At 37.0% G+C, this 15,097-nt stretch carries 15 protein-coding genes; 14 read left to right on the top strand and 1 reads right to left on the bottom strand.

What is annotated here, in order from left to right; genetic code table 11:
* The first annotated feature begins 8 nt into the window (after positions 1-8).
* Genes fmt through JF73_RS05285 form a run of 7 tightly spaced genes read left to right on the top strand, consistent with a single transcriptional unit; the run spans position 9 to position 7,229 of the window.
* Complete coding sequence (gene fmt, locus JF73_RS05315; protein WP_046327268.1) at positions 9-953, top strand: methionyl-tRNA formyltransferase; 945 nt, start codon at positions 9-11, stop codon at positions 951-953.
* Positions 940-2,265 (top strand): 16S rRNA (cytosine(967)-C(5))-methyltransferase RsmB, encoded by a 1,326-nt coding sequence (rsmB, locus tag JF73_RS05310; RefSeq protein ID WP_046327267.1) that lies wholly within the window; start codon positions 940-942, stop codon positions 2,263-2,265. The genes fmt and rsmB overlap by 14 nt, the downstream gene beginning before the upstream one ends.
* Before the next feature lie 4 nt (positions 2,266-2,269).
* On the top strand, positions 2,270-3,019 hold the full coding sequence (locus tag JF73_RS05305; protein WP_046327266.1) for a Stp1/IreP family PP2C-type Ser/Thr phosphatase: 750 nt from the start codon (positions 2,270-2,272) through the stop codon (positions 3,017-3,019).
* Positions 3,016-5,001 (top strand): Stk1 family PASTA domain-containing Ser/Thr kinase, encoded by a 1,986-nt coding sequence (pknB, locus tag JF73_RS05300; RefSeq protein ID WP_046327265.1) that lies wholly within the window; start codon positions 3,016-3,018, stop codon positions 4,999-5,001. Before JF73_RS05305 ends, pknB begins: the two co-directional genes overlap by 4 nt.
* Positions 4,994-5,887: a ribosome small subunit-dependent GTPase A gene (gene rsgA / locus JF73_RS05295; RefSeq protein ID WP_046327264.1), complete on the top strand. Its 894-nt coding sequence runs from the start codon at positions 4,994-4,996 to the stop codon at positions 5,885-5,887. Before pknB ends, rsgA begins: the two co-directional genes overlap by 8 nt.
* Positions 5,888-5,898: 11 nt before the next feature.
* Positions 5,899-6,546, top strand: coding sequence for a ribulose-phosphate 3-epimerase (gene rpe, locus JF73_RS05290; protein ID WP_046327263.1), 648 nt, complete (start codon positions 5,899-5,901; stop codon positions 6,544-6,546).
* Positions 6,543-7,229: a thiamine diphosphokinase gene (locus JF73_RS05285; protein ID WP_046327262.1), complete on the top strand. Its 687-nt coding sequence runs from the start codon at positions 6,543-6,545 to the stop codon at positions 7,227-7,229. The genes rpe and JF73_RS05285 overlap by 4 nt, the downstream gene beginning before the upstream one ends.
* A 48-nt stretch (positions 7,230-7,277) precedes the next feature.
* On the opposite strand, the gene rpmB is transcribed toward JF73_RS05285, so the two are convergent.
* Entirely contained in the window at positions 7,278-7,463 is a 186-nt protein-coding gene (gene rpmB / locus JF73_RS05280; protein WP_038523104.1) for a 50S ribosomal protein L28, read from the bottom strand.
* A gap of 164 nt (positions 7,464-7,627) precedes the next feature.
* Here rpmB and JF73_RS05275 point away from each other — a divergent pair, with 164 nt between their 5' ends.
* The 7 genes from JF73_RS05275 to JF73_RS05245 all read left to right on the top strand — a co-directional run bounded on the left by JF73_RS05275 (position 7,628) and on the right by JF73_RS05245 (position 15,097).
* Entirely contained in the window at positions 7,628-7,990 is a 363-nt protein-coding gene (locus tag JF73_RS05275) for an Asp23/Gls24 family envelope stress response protein (protein WP_034981534.1), read from the top strand.
* 21 nt (positions 7,991-8,011) lie between these two features.
* Positions 8,012-9,670 (top strand): DAK2 domain-containing protein, encoded by a 1,659-nt coding sequence (locus tag JF73_RS05270; protein ID WP_046327261.1) that lies wholly within the window; start codon positions 8,012-8,014, stop codon positions 9,668-9,670.
* A 2-nt stretch (positions 9,671-9,672) separates the two neighbouring features.
* Entirely contained in the window at positions 9,673-11,709 is a 2,037-nt protein-coding gene (gene recG / locus JF73_RS05265) for an ATP-dependent DNA helicase RecG (RefSeq protein ID WP_046327260.1), read from the top strand.
* A 17-nt stretch (positions 11,710-11,726) separates the two neighbouring features.
* Positions 11,727-12,725: a phosphate acyltransferase PlsX gene (gene plsX, locus JF73_RS05260; RefSeq protein ID WP_046327259.1), complete on the top strand. Its 999-nt coding sequence runs from the start codon at positions 11,727-11,729 to the stop codon at positions 12,723-12,725.
* Positions 12,726-12,745: 20 nt separating this feature from the next.
* Positions 12,746-12,988 carry an acyl carrier protein gene (gene acpP / locus JF73_RS05255; RefSeq protein ID WP_038523089.1) on the top strand — a complete coding sequence of 81 codons (243 nt, stop codon included), beginning with the start codon at positions 12,746-12,748 and terminating at the stop codon, positions 12,986-12,988.
* A 118-nt stretch (positions 12,989-13,106) separates the two neighbouring features.
* On the top strand, positions 13,107-14,117 hold the full coding sequence (locus JF73_RS05250; protein WP_038523088.1) for an ABC transporter ATP-binding protein: 1,011 nt from the start codon (positions 13,107-13,109) through the stop codon (positions 14,115-14,117).
* 2 nt (positions 14,118-14,119) lie between these two features.
* On the top strand, positions 14,120-15,097 hold the full coding sequence (locus JF73_RS05245) for an ATP-binding cassette domain-containing protein (protein WP_046327258.1): 978 nt from the start codon (positions 14,120-14,122) through the stop codon (positions 15,095-15,097).

Here is a 15,097-nt window from a genome sequence, read left to right as displayed (position 1 = left end):
TATGTTTAATGACATCAATAATTTTTCTGGGAACGCCGAATTTTGCTGTTCCTATTTTAAAGGCACTTTCCGACAGTAATTACGAAATTAAAGCCGTAGTAACTCAACCTGACAAAAAAGTGGGCAGAAAACAAAAACTAACGCAGTCTCCAGTAAAAGAACTGGCTGAAAAGTTAAATTTGTCTGTTTTTCAACCTGCAAAATTAAGTAAATCAGACGAACTTAATCAATTAGTTGAGATGCATGCTGATTTGGTAATTACCGCTGCTTATGGACAATTTTTACCCACTAAGCTTTTGCAATCAGCTAAAATTGCTGCTGTTAATGTTCATGGTTCACTTTTGCCTAAATATCGTGGAGGAGCACCAATTCAATATGCTCTTATTAACGGTGACCAAAAAACTGGCGTAACTATTATGGAAATGGTTAAGCAAATGGATGCCGGGGATATTTATGCGCAAGAAGCAATTGCTATTGATGAGAATGATACTGCCGGTACGTTATTTGAAAAACTGTCATTACTGGGGCGTGACTTATTACTGAAAACATTGCCTCAAATAATTGCTAATCCGGAAAATAAAAAGGCACAAGATACTAGTAAAGTAGTTTTTTCTCCTAATATTAGCAAAAAGCAGGAACAGATCACTTTAAATATGACAGCAGCTGCTGCCAATAATTTAATTAGAGGACTAAATCCTGATCCAGGTGCATATCTACTAGTTGATAACAAAAGGTTTAAAATATGGCAAGCTCAAGTTGCCCAAGATAAAACTGCTTTGCCAGCAGGCTGCGTAGTGGCTAATAAAGACCGCTTTGCTATCAGTTTTGCGGACAACACTGTTTTAAATTTAATTGAAGTTCAACCTGCTGGTAAGAATAAAATGGCGATTAAAAGCTTTTTGAATGGTCAGGGCCAGAAGTTTAAGATAGGTGAAAAAATTGTCGACTCTTAAAAGTGCCCGAGCGGTGGCTTTGCAGACGCTTATCCGTGTCTTAGATGATAATTCCTATTCCAATATCAGTTTGAATAATAACTTAATAAAAAGTAACCTTTCGCAGGCTGACCAGAATTTTGCCGCTAGAATAGTTTACGGTACTATTCAAGAGAAAATCTATTTAGAGTATCAACTGCGGCGTTTAATCAAAACTAAGCTAAAGGAGAATTACCTTTATCCCTTGCTTTTGCTGTCTGCATACCAGATTTTTTTCATGGATAGTGTTCCTAACAGGGCAGTTTTGAATGAAGCCAACAAATTAGCCAAAGAATTCGGCAAGAAACATTCTGTGGGCTATAAAATTGTGAATGGTATTTTGCATTCTTTAATTAGACAGGGCTCAGTTCTACCAAGTGTAAAAGATAAAATTGATTATCTTAGTGTAAAAGAAAGTACTCCGAAATGGTTGGTAAGTTATTTAATTAGTCACTGGGGTGAACAGAGAGCTGCTAAAATTTTAGCCAGCATTAATAAAAGCGCTAAAAATACAGTGAGAGTATCTCACTTAGCAGAGCAAAAATTAGTTAAGGAAAATTTAACTAATTTGGGTTTTGCCCCTATAGATTCTGAAATAGCCAATGATGAATTGATTTTAGCCCATGGTGGAGTTTTTAAGACGCAATTATTTCATGAAGGAAAATTGACAATTCAAGATGAAGCTGCTAGTTTGGCAGTAAGTGCTTTCAATTTTTCTGGAAATGAAAAAGTACTTGATGCTTGCAGTGCTCCCGGCGGAAAGACGGTACAAATCGCTGAAAACTTACCTCAGGGGCAAGTTACTGCTTTAGATATCCATGAGAAAAAACTCAATTTAGTATTGGCAAACAGCAGGCGCATGAATGTCGCTTCTAAGGTGCTGGTTAAGCCACTTGATGCCAGAAAGGCTGATACAGTTTTTGACAAAGGTGAATTTGCTAAAATTTTAGTTGATGCACCATGTTCTGGTCTAGGTCTTATCAGGCGCAAACCTGAAATACGTTATACTAAAACAAAGTCTGATCTTATTAATTTACAAAGAATACAACTTGAAATTTTGGATCATATTAGTTCCTTAATATCTGCTGGTGGTGAATTAGTCTATTCAACATGTACAATTACAAAAGAAGAAGACGAAGATGTAGTAAAATCTTTTTTAGAAACACATTCTCAGTTTGAGCTGCAACCTTTTACAGCAGGTAAATTATCGGCTCCTAGCGGCATGTTAAAGATTTTACCTGATAGTTATGATAGTGATGGCTTTTTTATTGCAAAGTTTATAGTGCGAGGTTAAAGTTTTGATTAAAACAGCATTTGCTTCTAGTATTGGACGAATACGCAAAAGTAACCAAGATTGCGTACAGGTTTTTAAGAATAAAAACAATGCTTTAATGGCAATAGTTTGTGATGGTATGGGAGGTCACCAGGGTGGCGATGTTGCTTCTACAATGGCTGTCAGCCATTTAGGTCATAATTTTGTTGATACCGATTTTTATGACTGTGATAGAGCACAAAAATGGCTTAACGTGCAGCTAAGTAGTGAAAATGAAACTATTTTGAAAACTGCTGACCGTTTTCCAGATCTCAATGGCATGGGAACTACTATTGTTTTGGCAATCGTTTTTGCAAATGAAGCTTTGATTGCACATTTAGGCGATTCACGTGCTTACGGCTATTCAGCTGGTGAATTTACCCAATTAATGGAAGATCACTCTCTTGTTAATGAGCTGGTAAAGTTGCACCAAATATCTAAGCAGCAGGCCAGAAACCACCCTCAAAAAAATATCATTACTCAATCTCTAGGAGTTTCAAGTACGATTGATCCCGAATATAGACAAGTATCGCTAGGTGAAAATGATATTATTTTGCTATGTACAGACGGCCTAACCAACTCTTTAAGTGACCCTCAAATTCAGCAAATTTTAGCTACAAAAGACCTATCACTAAAAGAACGTTGCCAAAAATTAATTGATGAAGCCAACCGCGTTGGCGGTGAGGATAATATCACTGCTTGCCTAATTTTGAATGAAGGCGGTGATGAGCAGTGATTAATAAAGGCTATCTACTGGGAGATCGTTACCGGATTATTGATACGTTGGGCGAAGGTGGGATGGCTAATGTTTATCTCGCTGAAGATATCATCCTGCAACGCAAAGTTGCGGTAAAAATATTACGCTTAGATTTACAAAAAGAACCGCAAACATTAGCACGTTTTCAAAGAGAAGCTTTAGCGACCAGTGAATTAAGTCATCCGAATATTGTTATGGTGCTTGATGTTGGAGCAGATCACGGCCTGCCTTACATGGTTATGGAATACGTCGATGGTCCAGATCTAAAGGACTATATTAGGACAAATTCGCCCTTAAATTTAAGACTTGTAATTAAAATTATGGATCAAATTTTAAGTGCAATGTCTTTAGCGCACAAACATAATGTTATTCACCGCGATCTTAAGCCGCAAAACATTCTAATGGATAAGCATGGCAATATTAAAATTGCTGATTTTGGTATTGCTGTTGCCTTAAATCAAAATTCAGTTACTCAAACTAACTCTGCTATTGGTTCAGTGCACTACATGTCTCCTGAACAAACACGCGGGGGGCTGGTTACCAAGCAGTCAGACATTTATTCTTTAGGAATAATTTTATATGAATTAATTACTGGACATGTACCATTTAATGGCGATTCAGCCGTTTCAATAGCTTTAAAACACGCTCAGGAGCCAATTCCTTCAATTAGAAAGCAGGATCCTGAGGTCCCTCAAGCGCTGGAAAATGTTGTTTTAAAAGCAACTGCCAAAGATCCAAGAGATCGCTATCATTCTGCTAAACAAATGCAGGATGATTTAGATACTAGCCTTAATCCCAGCCGCGCTAACGAACCGCTTTTTAATCCGACACATGGTAATAATAATGATGAAACAATTATTTTACCTAATTTTAAGCCTAATTCTAAGCAAAAAGAGGAAATAAAAGAGGACCAGACCAACACTGAGAACATGACAGAAAATTCTCGCCCCAAAAAAGCTAGTTTTACGCAGGCAATGCGCAAGCATAAATGGTGGTGGCTGTTTATCGGGTTTGCTGCCGTTTTAATTGCTGGGTTAATGATTTTTGTTCTGACCAATAATAGTCGTAAGGATGTGCGCATACCTGATGTAACAAATTTAAGCGAGAAAAAAGCCCGGAATGAGCTTGAAAATGTAGGCTTAAAAGTTGGTCGAATAAAGCATAAAAGTTCTGATAGTATTGATCAGGGCAAAGTCATTAAGACTACGCCTCCAGCAGGTTCACAAATAAAGCGGGGCAGATTTATCGATCTTTATGTTTCTGACGGTGCCGGCATGGTTAAAGTACCGGATGTGACTGGGGATGAATATGAAATTGCAGTTGAAAAACTAGAAAAGATGGGTTTTGAAGTAATTCGCGAAAATCAGTTTTCTGCTAGCGTGCCACCTAATCATGTTATTGGGCAGAGTATTGCAGCAGATGTTGAAGTCAAACCTACACAAACTACTATTACTTTAACCGTTTCAAAAGGTAAAAACGATCGTGCCAAGCACCATATGATTAAATTGCCGGACTTAAAAGACTATTCCTTAAAAGATGCCCAAGAATATGCCCACAAGCATGGACTTACTTTGCAGGTAAGTTCGGCATACTCGTCTAAGGTAAAAAAGGGTATGATAATTTCAATGAGTCCAGCTGCAGGAACAGAAGTACCACGTGGAAGTACAATTTCTATCAGTGTTTCCGAAGGGCAGAAAAAGGAGCGCAATCTTACTGCAATTAAAAACTTCACAGTCAGCTATGAAAATAATGATGAAGATGATTCTGATAACAATCGTGGCAATCATATCCAAATTTATATTGCAGATGACAATCATTCAATTGACGACATATATCGCGATTTATACATTAAACGAGATATGAACTTTTCAATCCCGTTCCAGCTTAAAGATGGACCTGGCGCACTTAAGGTTGTTCGCGACGGTCAAACTATTTTAAGTGAGAAGGTCAAAAATGGCTAAAAATACTCAAGGAATTATTACTGGCCTAATCGCCGGTTTTTATGATGTGCAGACTAAAAGCCGGGTTGTGAGAACTAGGGCTAGAGGAGTTTTTCGCAAAAATAAATTAAAACCTACTGTAGGAGACCACGTTGAAATACAAATAGATGACCAAGGTACCAGTTATTTAGTGAAAGTTTTACCACGTAAAAATTTGATTGGTCGCCCTGCATTAGCCAATGTTGACCATATCCTGCTGGTAATTTCAGCAGTCGAACCAGATTTCTCATTGCCACTTTTAGACAGGTTTTTAACTTTCTTTTCATGGCAAAATGTGGCAGTAAGCATCTATTTATCTAAAAGCGACTTGGTCAATTCAGAAGAACTTGCAGATATTAACGAAAATCTTGCATATTACCAAAAAATCGGTTATGAAATTTACTTAAGTCAAGAAGCAGTGAGTAAAACACTACCAGTTAATATCGGTTTTGAGCAAATTTGGACTTTAGCTGGTCAATCTGGTGCCGGTAAATCGACTTTGATCAATTCTCTCAAGGAAGATTTAGCGCAAAAAACTGCTGCTATCTCTACAAGTTTAAATCGCGGCAAACACACTACCAGGACGGTACAACTTTTTAAATTAGGTAACGGCTACCTAGCTGATACGCCGGGATTTTCTGCTATTGATCTAACTCCGATAAAATTAAACCAATTATGTGATTATTTTATTGAGTTCAAAAAGGCCAGTCAAAACTGTAAGTTTAGGGGATGCCAGCACATAAACGAACCTAAGTGTGAAGTAAAGCAGTTAGTTGCAGAAGGGCAAATAAAAAAATCCCGGTATGAAAATTACTTATTAATGCGCAAAGAAATCGAAAATGGCAGATTACCCGAATATTTAAAATAAGGAGGAAAAAATTGATTGCACCATCAATCTTAAATATTAATAATCTTGATCTTAAAGATGATATTAAAATAGCAGCTAAAGCTGGTATAACACGTTTTCATATTGATATTATGGATGGACATTTTGTACCAAATTTGTCCTTTGGACCGCAGCTTGTTTCAGATTTTAAAAAAGAGTTTCCTCATTTAGAGGCCGAAATTCATTTGATGAGCAATAACCCAGACGTGTTAGTGCCTGCTTTTGTTAAAGCAGGTGCACAAATAATGCTGCTGCATTATGAGGCAATGAATGAAGCAAAGCTAAATTACTGGTTGGACTATCTTAAGCAAAATCACGTTAAGGCTGGTGTTGTTCTTAACCCTGATACCCCAATTTCTGTCCTAAACAAGTTTATCCCTAAACTTGATCAAATATTATTGATGACAGTTTACCCTGGATTTGGTGGACAAAAATTTATTCCTGAATCTGTCAAAAGAATTAGTCAGGTTAAAGAATTAGTTAAAGCTGATTTTCCGCTTGAAGTCGACGGCGGTATTAATGCCCAAACTGCAAAACAGGCAAAAATGGCTGGCGCTAATGTTTTTGTGGCAGGTTCTTATCTTTTCTGTGAGGGAGATATTAATAAGCAAGTTGATGAGCTGGCGGAGATTTTAAAATGAAAGCATGGGCTCTTTTAGGTGCACCTAAGAATCAGTGGCCTAGCAATATTAAGGCCAAACTTTTAGCAGCTAAGAAAAGTAAAGATTTAATTATTGGCGTCGATCGGGGCGCGCTTCTGCTGGAAGAACTGGGTTTAACTGCTGATTTAGCTGTCGGAGATTTTGATTCTCTACAAAAAGATGAGTTAGAGCGAATTGAGAGTAAAGTTAGTGATATTAGGTATTCACTTCCAGAAAAAGACTTAACGGATAGCGAGCTTATTATGCGGTGTGCTTTTTGTGATTATCAGGTATCGCATTTAGCTATTTTGGGAGCAACAGGGGGCAGATTAGATCATTTTATGTCTAACTTGCTGATGGTATTAAAACCTGAATTTAATCCTTTTGCTGAAAAAATAGAACTTATTGACCAGCAAAACTCAATTAAATTTTATAATGCCGGCAAACACACGATATACCAAATACCTGACTACAATTATTTTGGCGTTGTCACTTTAACTGCAGTACAGCACTTAAATATTGCCGGTGCCAAATACTCTCTAGCTGACTTTAACGGGGATTATCCGATTTCTTTCAGTTCAAATGAATTTCTATCAGAAAAAAAGCCGCTTGAACTATCTTTAAAAAAAGGCACTGTTGCTGTTATTCAATCAAAAGATATTGATCGTTTTCAAAATATTTAAGAAACAAAAAACTAGCAGAATTGATTCTGCTAGTTTTTTTAAAACTTATTATGCACGGGTAACTTTACCAGATTTTAATGTCTTAGTTGAAACCCATACTCGCTTAGGCTTGCCATCAACAAGAATACGAACTTTTTGAAGGTTTGGCTTCCACGCACGACGTGATGAATTCAGTGAGTGTGAACGTGTATTACCAAAAGTTGTCTTTTTGCCAGTAATATAATCTTTTGCCATTTGCTAAACCTCCTTTGTTGTGTTTTCATACTAAGTTAAGATAGCATAACTTTAAGATCATTGCAACTGCAAAAGTATTTTTTAAGAAGGGATTTTTGTATTTAAACTTGATTACTATGATAAAATAGATACATAATATTGAGAACAATGATACGGAGGTAAACATGGCTGTAAAAATCAAAACAAAAAATGGTTTGATTGATATTTCAAACGGAGTGATTGCAACTGTTGTTGGTAGCGCAGCTACATCCAATTATGGCGTTGTCGGCATGGCTTCAAAAAATGCTATCCGTGATGGTTTCGATGGAATATTAAATCGTGCAAATTATAAACGCGGAGTTGTTGTTAAATCTGAGGATAATAAGATTACGGTTGATGTTTATATAATTGTCGGCTATGGTCTTAAAATTTCCGAGGTCAGCCGCAACGTTCAAGATAGTGTAAAGTTTAATTTGAAAAATCAACTTGGAATTGAAACTAAAGCTGTCAATGTCATCGTTCAAAGTGTCAAAGTGCTTGACGAATAACTCAAGCGGAGGTTAGAAATATTGGTTTTAAAGGAAATAGATAGTAAGAAATTTAGAGATATGGTTCGCGTTGCTACACATAGACTTGGTCGCAACGCAGAGTTTATTAACTCTTTGAACGTTTTCCCAGTTCCTGATGGAGACACAGGAACTAATATGAACTTAACTATTGAAAGTGGTGCTAAAGCGGTTGCTCAAAACACAAGTAATAGTGTCGGTGATTTAACTGAAAGTCTTGCTAAAGGGATGTTGATGGGAGCACGCGGCAATAGTGGGGTTATTTCTTCCCAACTTTTCAGAGGCGTTTATAAAGCAACTCAGGGTATGAAAACTCTTAATGCACAGGAGTTGGCAAATGCTTTTTCTAATGGTGTTGCAACAGCTTATAAAGCCGTGATGAAACCAGTTGAAGGTACTATTTTGACCGTTGCTAGAGTTGGTGCGCAAGAAGGCGCCAATAAGGCCAATGAAACCGATGATGTTGAAGAAGTTATGAAAGCAATCGTTGAAGGTGCAAAAAAGGCGCTGAAGACTACACCAGACTTATTGCCAGTTTTAAAGCAAGTTGGCGTAGTTGATTCAGGTGGTCAAGGACTGCTCTTTATTTATGAAGGCTTTCTAGAAGGTCTTCTTGGTGAGGAATTTGCTGATCGCTACCAGCCTGATGAAGGTGAAATGGATGAAATGATTAATGCAATGCACCACCAGTCAGTTCAATCTCAACTTTCAACTCAAGATATTGCTAATGGCTACTGTACTGAAATTATGGTTGACTTAACTGCCGATGTTCCTAATAAAAAGACATTCAATTTAGATGAATTTCGAGATCACTTATCTAAACTAGGAGATTCACTTTTAGCTGTTTCTGATGACGAAGTAGCTAAGGTTCATGTTCATACTGAGCATCCTGCTGCCATTTTTGCTTATGGAAGTCAATTCGGACAGCTGGGAAAAATCAAAATTGATAATATGCGGATCCAGCATGAAACAATAGTTAACAACAGTGAAGAAAATCAGGAGAGCGTTGATTTTGCAGTAATTGCTGTTGCTTCCGGCAATGGTATTAGAAAATTATTTGAGAGTGAAGGAGTAAACCGCATTATCTCTGGTGGTCAAACAATGAACCCTTCAACTCAAGACATTATTGACTCCATCAAAAAATCAGGTGCCAAGAAAGCTATTGTAATGCCTAATAACGGTAATATTATCATGGCAGCCAAACAAGCAGCAGAAGTTAGCGATATACCAGTTGGCATAGTTCCTACAAAAACTATTTCACAAGGTTTGACGGCAATGCTGTCATTTGATCCTGATGATTCTCTAGATGATAACGTAGCAAACATGACTGATGCACTTGATACAGTTGTTTCAGGAGAAGTTACCAAAGCTAATCGCGACACTACTATTAATGATATTGAAATTCATCAAAATGACTTCTTGGGCATTGTAGACGGTGATATTAAAGTTGCGAATACAGATTTAATCACTGCTACCTCAACAATGATTGAGAAAATGCTTGATGAAGATGCGGAAATTATTACTGTGATGTACGGGCGCGATTCTAATAAAAAAGAAGCTCAAGAGATTGTAGATGCTGTTAAGAAAAAGCACGACGACCTTGAATTTGAAATTCATGATGGTGGTCAACCCGTATACAACTTTTTAATTTCTGTTGAATAATTATGATTGCAAAAGAACTATTTGCTCCTGTGACTGACTTGAAGGGTGTCGGTACTAAAACTGCCGCCGCACTGGGTAGTCTGGGAATTTATAGTATTTATGATTTGTTATATTATTTTCCATTTCGCTATGATGAACTGCAGACAATTCCACTTGACCAGATCATGGATGGGCAAAAGGTAATGTTGAAAGGAATTGTAGCGACTGAAGCTTTTGTGAGCCGATTTGGATATAAAAAAAGCAAATTAAGCTTTAAGTTACGAATTGACCATGATGTTGTCATGGTCAATTTTTTTAATCAACCGTGGTTAAAAGAAAAGGTCATTGTTGGTAAAGAAGTAGCAATTTACGGCAAATATAACGTGGCGCGCCAAAGTCTGGCAGCGTTTAAATTTATCGCTGCTAAAGAAAATGACAGTGGCATGGCGCCAATTTATTCGGTAAATCGCCACATTAAGCAGAAAAAATTAGTCGACATAATAAATATTGCTTTAACCGAATTTTCTGACAATGTGGCGGACATTGTTCCGTTATCAATTAGGCAAAGGTATCGGCTGTTACCTGAGCAAAAAATTGTGCAGCAGATGCATCATCCGCAAAATTTGACAGAAGCCAAATTAGCTAAAAGAAGTGCCATTTTTCGAGAGTTTTTTATTTTTCAAACCGAACTGGCAGAATTAACAGAACTTAATCCGCGTAATCAGGGATATGCCAAAAAGTATGACTTAGAAGAAATTGCCAAGCTTACCAAAGCATTGCCCTTTGAATTATCGCCAGATCAAAAAAAAGTGATTAATGAAATATTTGCTGATCTTTTTTCCCCAATTCAAATGCAGCGGCTGTTGCAAGGGGATGTGGGTTCCGGTAAAACAATTGTGGCTGTCTATGCAATTTTTGCCGCAATTACAGCTGGTTACCAAGTGGCACTTATGGTGCCTACTGAAATCCTAGCCGTACAGCATTTTAAAAAAATTGATGAATTACTAAAGCCTTTAGGTGTGCGCTGCGCGTTATTAACGGGTACTACAAAAACTTTGGAACGAAGAGAAATCTATCATGAGTTAACTGAGGGCATAATTAATGTAGTAATTGGTACCCATGCTTTAATACAGCCAAATGTGATTTTTAAAAAATTAGGATTGGTGATTATTGATGAACAGCATCGCTTTGGTGTCAATCAAAGACAAGCTTTAATTAATAAAGGCAATCTCCCAGACATTTTGGCTATGACTGCGACGCCAATTCCGAGAACACTTGCTTTAACTGTCTATGGTAATATGACCATTTCAGAAATACATCATTTACCAGCTGGTCGTAAAAAAATAATTTCTTCGTGGAAAACAAGTACACAAATGGATCAAGTGTATCAGTTGATGCGAGAACAGTTAAAGCAGGGCTTTCAAATCTATGCCGTCACACCGTTAATTTCAGAATCTGAAGTTCTTGATTTAAAAAATGCTGAACAGCTTTTTACTAAATTAAGACATGATTTTCCGCAAGAACAAGTTGAATTGTTGCATGGGCAAATGCCTGGAAATAAAAAAGATGAAATTATGAGTGATTTTGCGGAGGGCAAAATCAACATCTTAGTGACTACCAGTGTGATTGAAGTTGGAGTTGATGTGGCTAATGCGAATATGATGGTAATTTTTAATGCTGATCGTTTTGGCATCAGTCAATTGCACCAATTAAGGGGGCGAATAGGTAGAGGAAAAACTCAAAGTTATTGTATTTTTTTGGCCGATCCCAATACTCAAGCCGGTAAAAAGCGAATGAAAATCGTGGCATCAACTACAGATGGTTTTAAATTAGCTGAAGAAGATTTGAAGATGCGTGGTGAAGGGGACTTATTTGGCAAAGCGCAGTCTGGCTTACCGGAATTTCAAGTTGGCAGTGTAGTCAATAATTACGAAACGATGGTCGTTGCGCAAAAAGAAGCTAAAAAATTAATTAGAACTGATCCTTCATTAAAGAATCCAGCAAATGAAAATTTAAAGCAAGTGTTAGAATATAAACAATTACAACAAAAAAGAACTTAGAAAAGATTGTGGTAACTATGAAAACTATTGCAATTGATGCAATGGGTGGAGAAAAAGCACCTGAAGCTGTTATAAAAGCAGTATTACGAGTCAAGAAAGAATTGCCCCATACTCAATTCGTTTTATTTGGCGATCAAACTAAAATAAAAAGTTTATTAGGTAATGATATAAGTCAAATAGAAATTGTGAATACTACTGAAGTTATTAAGGATGACGACGAACCCGTAAAAGCCATTCGCCAAAAAAAGGATTCCTCACTTGTCGTTGCAGCGCAATTTGTGAAGCAAGGCAAGGCTGATGCACTTTTTTCAATGGGCAACACTGGTGCTATTTTAGCTTCCGGAATATTTATCATTGGCCGTATTAAGGGTGTAGCTCGTCCTGGTTTGATGCCGACTTTACCTGTTAAAAATTCTGATGATGGTTTTAATATGATAGATGTTGGTGCAAATGCTAAGAGCAAGCCGGAATATCTGCTTGATTGGGCCAAAATGGCTTCATACTATGCCGAAAAGGTGAGGGGCATAAACAATCCCCGAGTTGGTTTACTCAATAATGGAGCAGAAAATGATAAAGGCGATGATGTTCATCAAAAAGCTTATCAGCTACTGCTCGACAGTAAATTAAACTTTATTGGCAATATTGAAGGAAATGAACTCCTTGATGGTAAAGCTGATGTTATTGCAACTGATGGTTTTACTGGCAACGCTGTCTTAAAAAATATTGAGGGAACTTCGGGAGTTTTAATCCACCTCTTAAAAAACAGTTTGCTAAATAATGGTCTTTTTGTTAAATTAGGAGCATTAATGATCAAAAAGGCATTAAAAGGACTAGTGTCAAAATTTGATGTTGATAAATACGGTGGAGCGGTTCTGCTTGGTGTTAATGCACCAGTGGTAAAAACGCATGGACGCTCAGGTGAACGTGCTGTTTATTTCACTCTTAAACAAGTTGATAAAATACTACAAGAAAAAATTATTGATGAGTTTAAAGCTGAATTTGCAAATAAAGAATAATATTAACAAGGAGTACTAAAATGACTGAAGAAGAGATTTTTACAAAAATACGTGATATGTTGGCAGATAACTTTGAAGTAGATAAGGATAAAATTACCAAGGATACAAACTTTACAAGTGATTTGGACGCTGATTCCATTGACTTGGTAGAATTCATTCTGCAATTAGAAGATGAATTCGGCGCCGAGATTTCTGATGAAGATGCAGAAAAAATAAAAACAGTTGGAGATGCTGTTAATTACATTGTTGCACATAAAAAATAAACAAAAAATTTAATTATAAATTTGCATACGACAAGTTTCATGGTTATAATTAGAAATTAAATAAATTTATTAAATATCTTTAATAAATTGTTTGAAAATTTGGGAGGGGAAATGACCTTTGGAAAAACAAAGTGATCTCTTACTGGATATCCAGCATTTGCATACTGCATATCGTTTAAATGGAAAGTTTTATGATGCTGCGGATGATATCAATTTAACATTGAAGCGAAATGAAATTCTATCTATTGTAGGCGAATCTGGATGTGGTAAGAGTACAATTGCATCTAGTATTATTGGCTTGTATGACCACAAAAACACGAAAGTCACTGGTGATATTCTTTATAATGAATTGAATTTAGTAGGCTTAAATGAATCACTCTTTGATAAAATACGTGGTAATAAGATTGGCATGATTTTTCAGGATCCTTTAGCTAGTTTGAACCCGTTGATGCGTGTCGGTGATCAGGTCGCAGAAACTCTATATTATCATACTAATATGAAGGAAAGGGAACGGCATGATCGTGTAATCGAACTTTTCAATCAAGTTGGAATGCCCAAGCCGCAAGAAACTTATGCAATGTATCCCTTTGAACTTTCTGGGGGATTAAGACAGCGTGTTGTGATCGCTATGGCAGTTGCATGTAAACCGGAGATCATTATTGCGGACGAGCCGACCACTGCCTTAGATGTTACTATTCAAGCTCAAATTCTTGATTTACTTGAAGATATTCAAAAAGAATCTCAATCTGGTATTATTTTAATTACCCACGATTTAGGAGTAGTGGCTGAAACAGCTGATCAAGTTGCTGTTATGTATGGTGGACAAATTGTTGAAAAAGCTGATGTTAAGACAATTTTTGAACATCCTCTGCATCCATATACACGCTCTCTTCTTAATTCCATGCCTCAGTCTGAGGATGAAGAAGAAGATTTGCACGTTATTCAGGGAACAGTTCCATCATTGCAAAATATGCCTAGAGAAGGAGACAGGTTTGCAGCTAGAATCCCATGGATTCCAGCTAGTGCTCATGAAAAGAATCCGGTAATGCACGAAGTTGAACCTGGTCACTGGGTAAGATGTACTTGTTGGAAGACATTCCACTTTCAAGATGAAGTAAGTGGGGAATAAATATGGCTAAAGAGATTATTCAGGTAAAAAACTTAAAGGTTCATTATCCTATCAGATCAGGCTTTTGGAACAGAATTACTGATTATGTGCGCGCAGTTGATGATGTCAGTATTACCATCAACGAAGGTGAAACATATGGTCTGATTGGAGAATCCGGTTCAGGAAAGTCCACGACTGGTAAAGCAATAGTCGGTGTTGAAAAAGTTACTGGTGGGCACATTTTTTATAAGGGCGTTGACATTACTAAATCAAGAAATCGGCGCAAATTAAACTATAACAAAGATGTGCAGATGATTTTTCAAGATTCTTTGTCAAGTCTTAATCCGAGAAAACGCATTGAAGATATTATCGCTGAACCAATCCGTAATTTTGAAAATCTAACGACAGATCAAGAAAGGGATCGGGTACAAGAATTATTGGATATCGTTGGGATGCCAAGTGATTCAATTTATAAATATCCGCACGAATTTTCTGGGGGACAAAGACAAAGAATTGGTGTAGCTCGTGCTGTTGCCACCAACCCTCGCTTAGTCGTTGCCGATGAACCTACTAGTGCTTTGGACCTATCAGTTCAAGCACAGGTGTTAAATTTCATGAAACATATTCAACAACAATATAATATAGCTTATCTTTTTATTTCCCATGACTTGGGTGTTGTAAAGCACATGTCTGAGAACTTGGCTATCATGCATAGAGGTCGTTTAGTCGAAATAGGATCTCGTGAAGACATCTATAATCATCCTGTTCATATATATACTAAAAGATTGCTTTCAGCTATTCCTCAAGTTGATGTTGAACATCGTGAAGAACATAAAAAGCATCGTGAAAAAGTTGAACAAGAATTTCAAAATGACCAAAGCAAATGGTACGACAAAGATGGTCGGGTATATCCTTTGCAACAAGTATCTGGTAGGCATTGGGTAGCTCTTCCAAAAGAAGAAGTCGAACAAGAACAAATGAATGAAAAGGGGGAAGACTAA

Source organism: Lactobacillus helsingborgensis (assembly GCF_000970855.1).
In the GTDB taxonomy this organism is placed as follows: domain Bacteria; phylum Bacillota; class Bacilli; order Lactobacillales; family Lactobacillaceae; genus Lactobacillus; species Lactobacillus helsingborgensis.
Note: the sequence above shows the minus strand (reverse complement) of the source record. Positions and strands in the feature narration are given on the sequence as shown.

Coding starts and splice junctions, on each gene's coding strand:
- recG (WP_046327260.1), top strand. CDS start 9,673: ATGATTGCAAAAGAACTATTTGCTCCTGTGACTGACTTGAAGGGTGTC.
- JF73_RS05285 (WP_046327262.1), top strand. CDS start 6,543: ATGAAAGCATGGGCTCTTTTAGGTGCACCTAAGAATCAGTGGCCTAGC.
- acpP (WP_038523089.1), top strand. CDS start 12,746: ATGACTGAAGAAGAGATTTTTACAAAAATACGTGATATGTTGGCAGAT.
- JF73_RS05275 (WP_034981534.1), top strand. CDS start 7,628: ATGGCTGTAAAAATCAAAACAAAAAATGGTTTGATTGATATTTCAAAC.
- JF73_RS05245 (WP_046327258.1), top strand. CDS start 14,120: ATGGCTAAAGAGATTATTCAGGTAAAAAACTTAAAGGTTCATTATCCT.
- rpmB (WP_038523104.1), bottom strand. CDS start 7,463: ATGGCAAAAGATTATATTACTGGCAAAAAGACAACTTTTGGTAATACA.
- plsX (WP_046327259.1), top strand. CDS start 11,727: ATGAAAACTATTGCAATTGATGCAATGGGTGGAGAAAAAGCACCTGAA.
- rsgA (WP_046327264.1), top strand. CDS start 4,994: ATGGCTAAAAATACTCAAGGAATTATTACTGGCCTAATCGCCGGTTTT.
- fmt (WP_046327268.1), top strand. CDS start 9: ATGACATCAATAATTTTTCTGGGAACGCCGAATTTTGCTGTTCCTATT.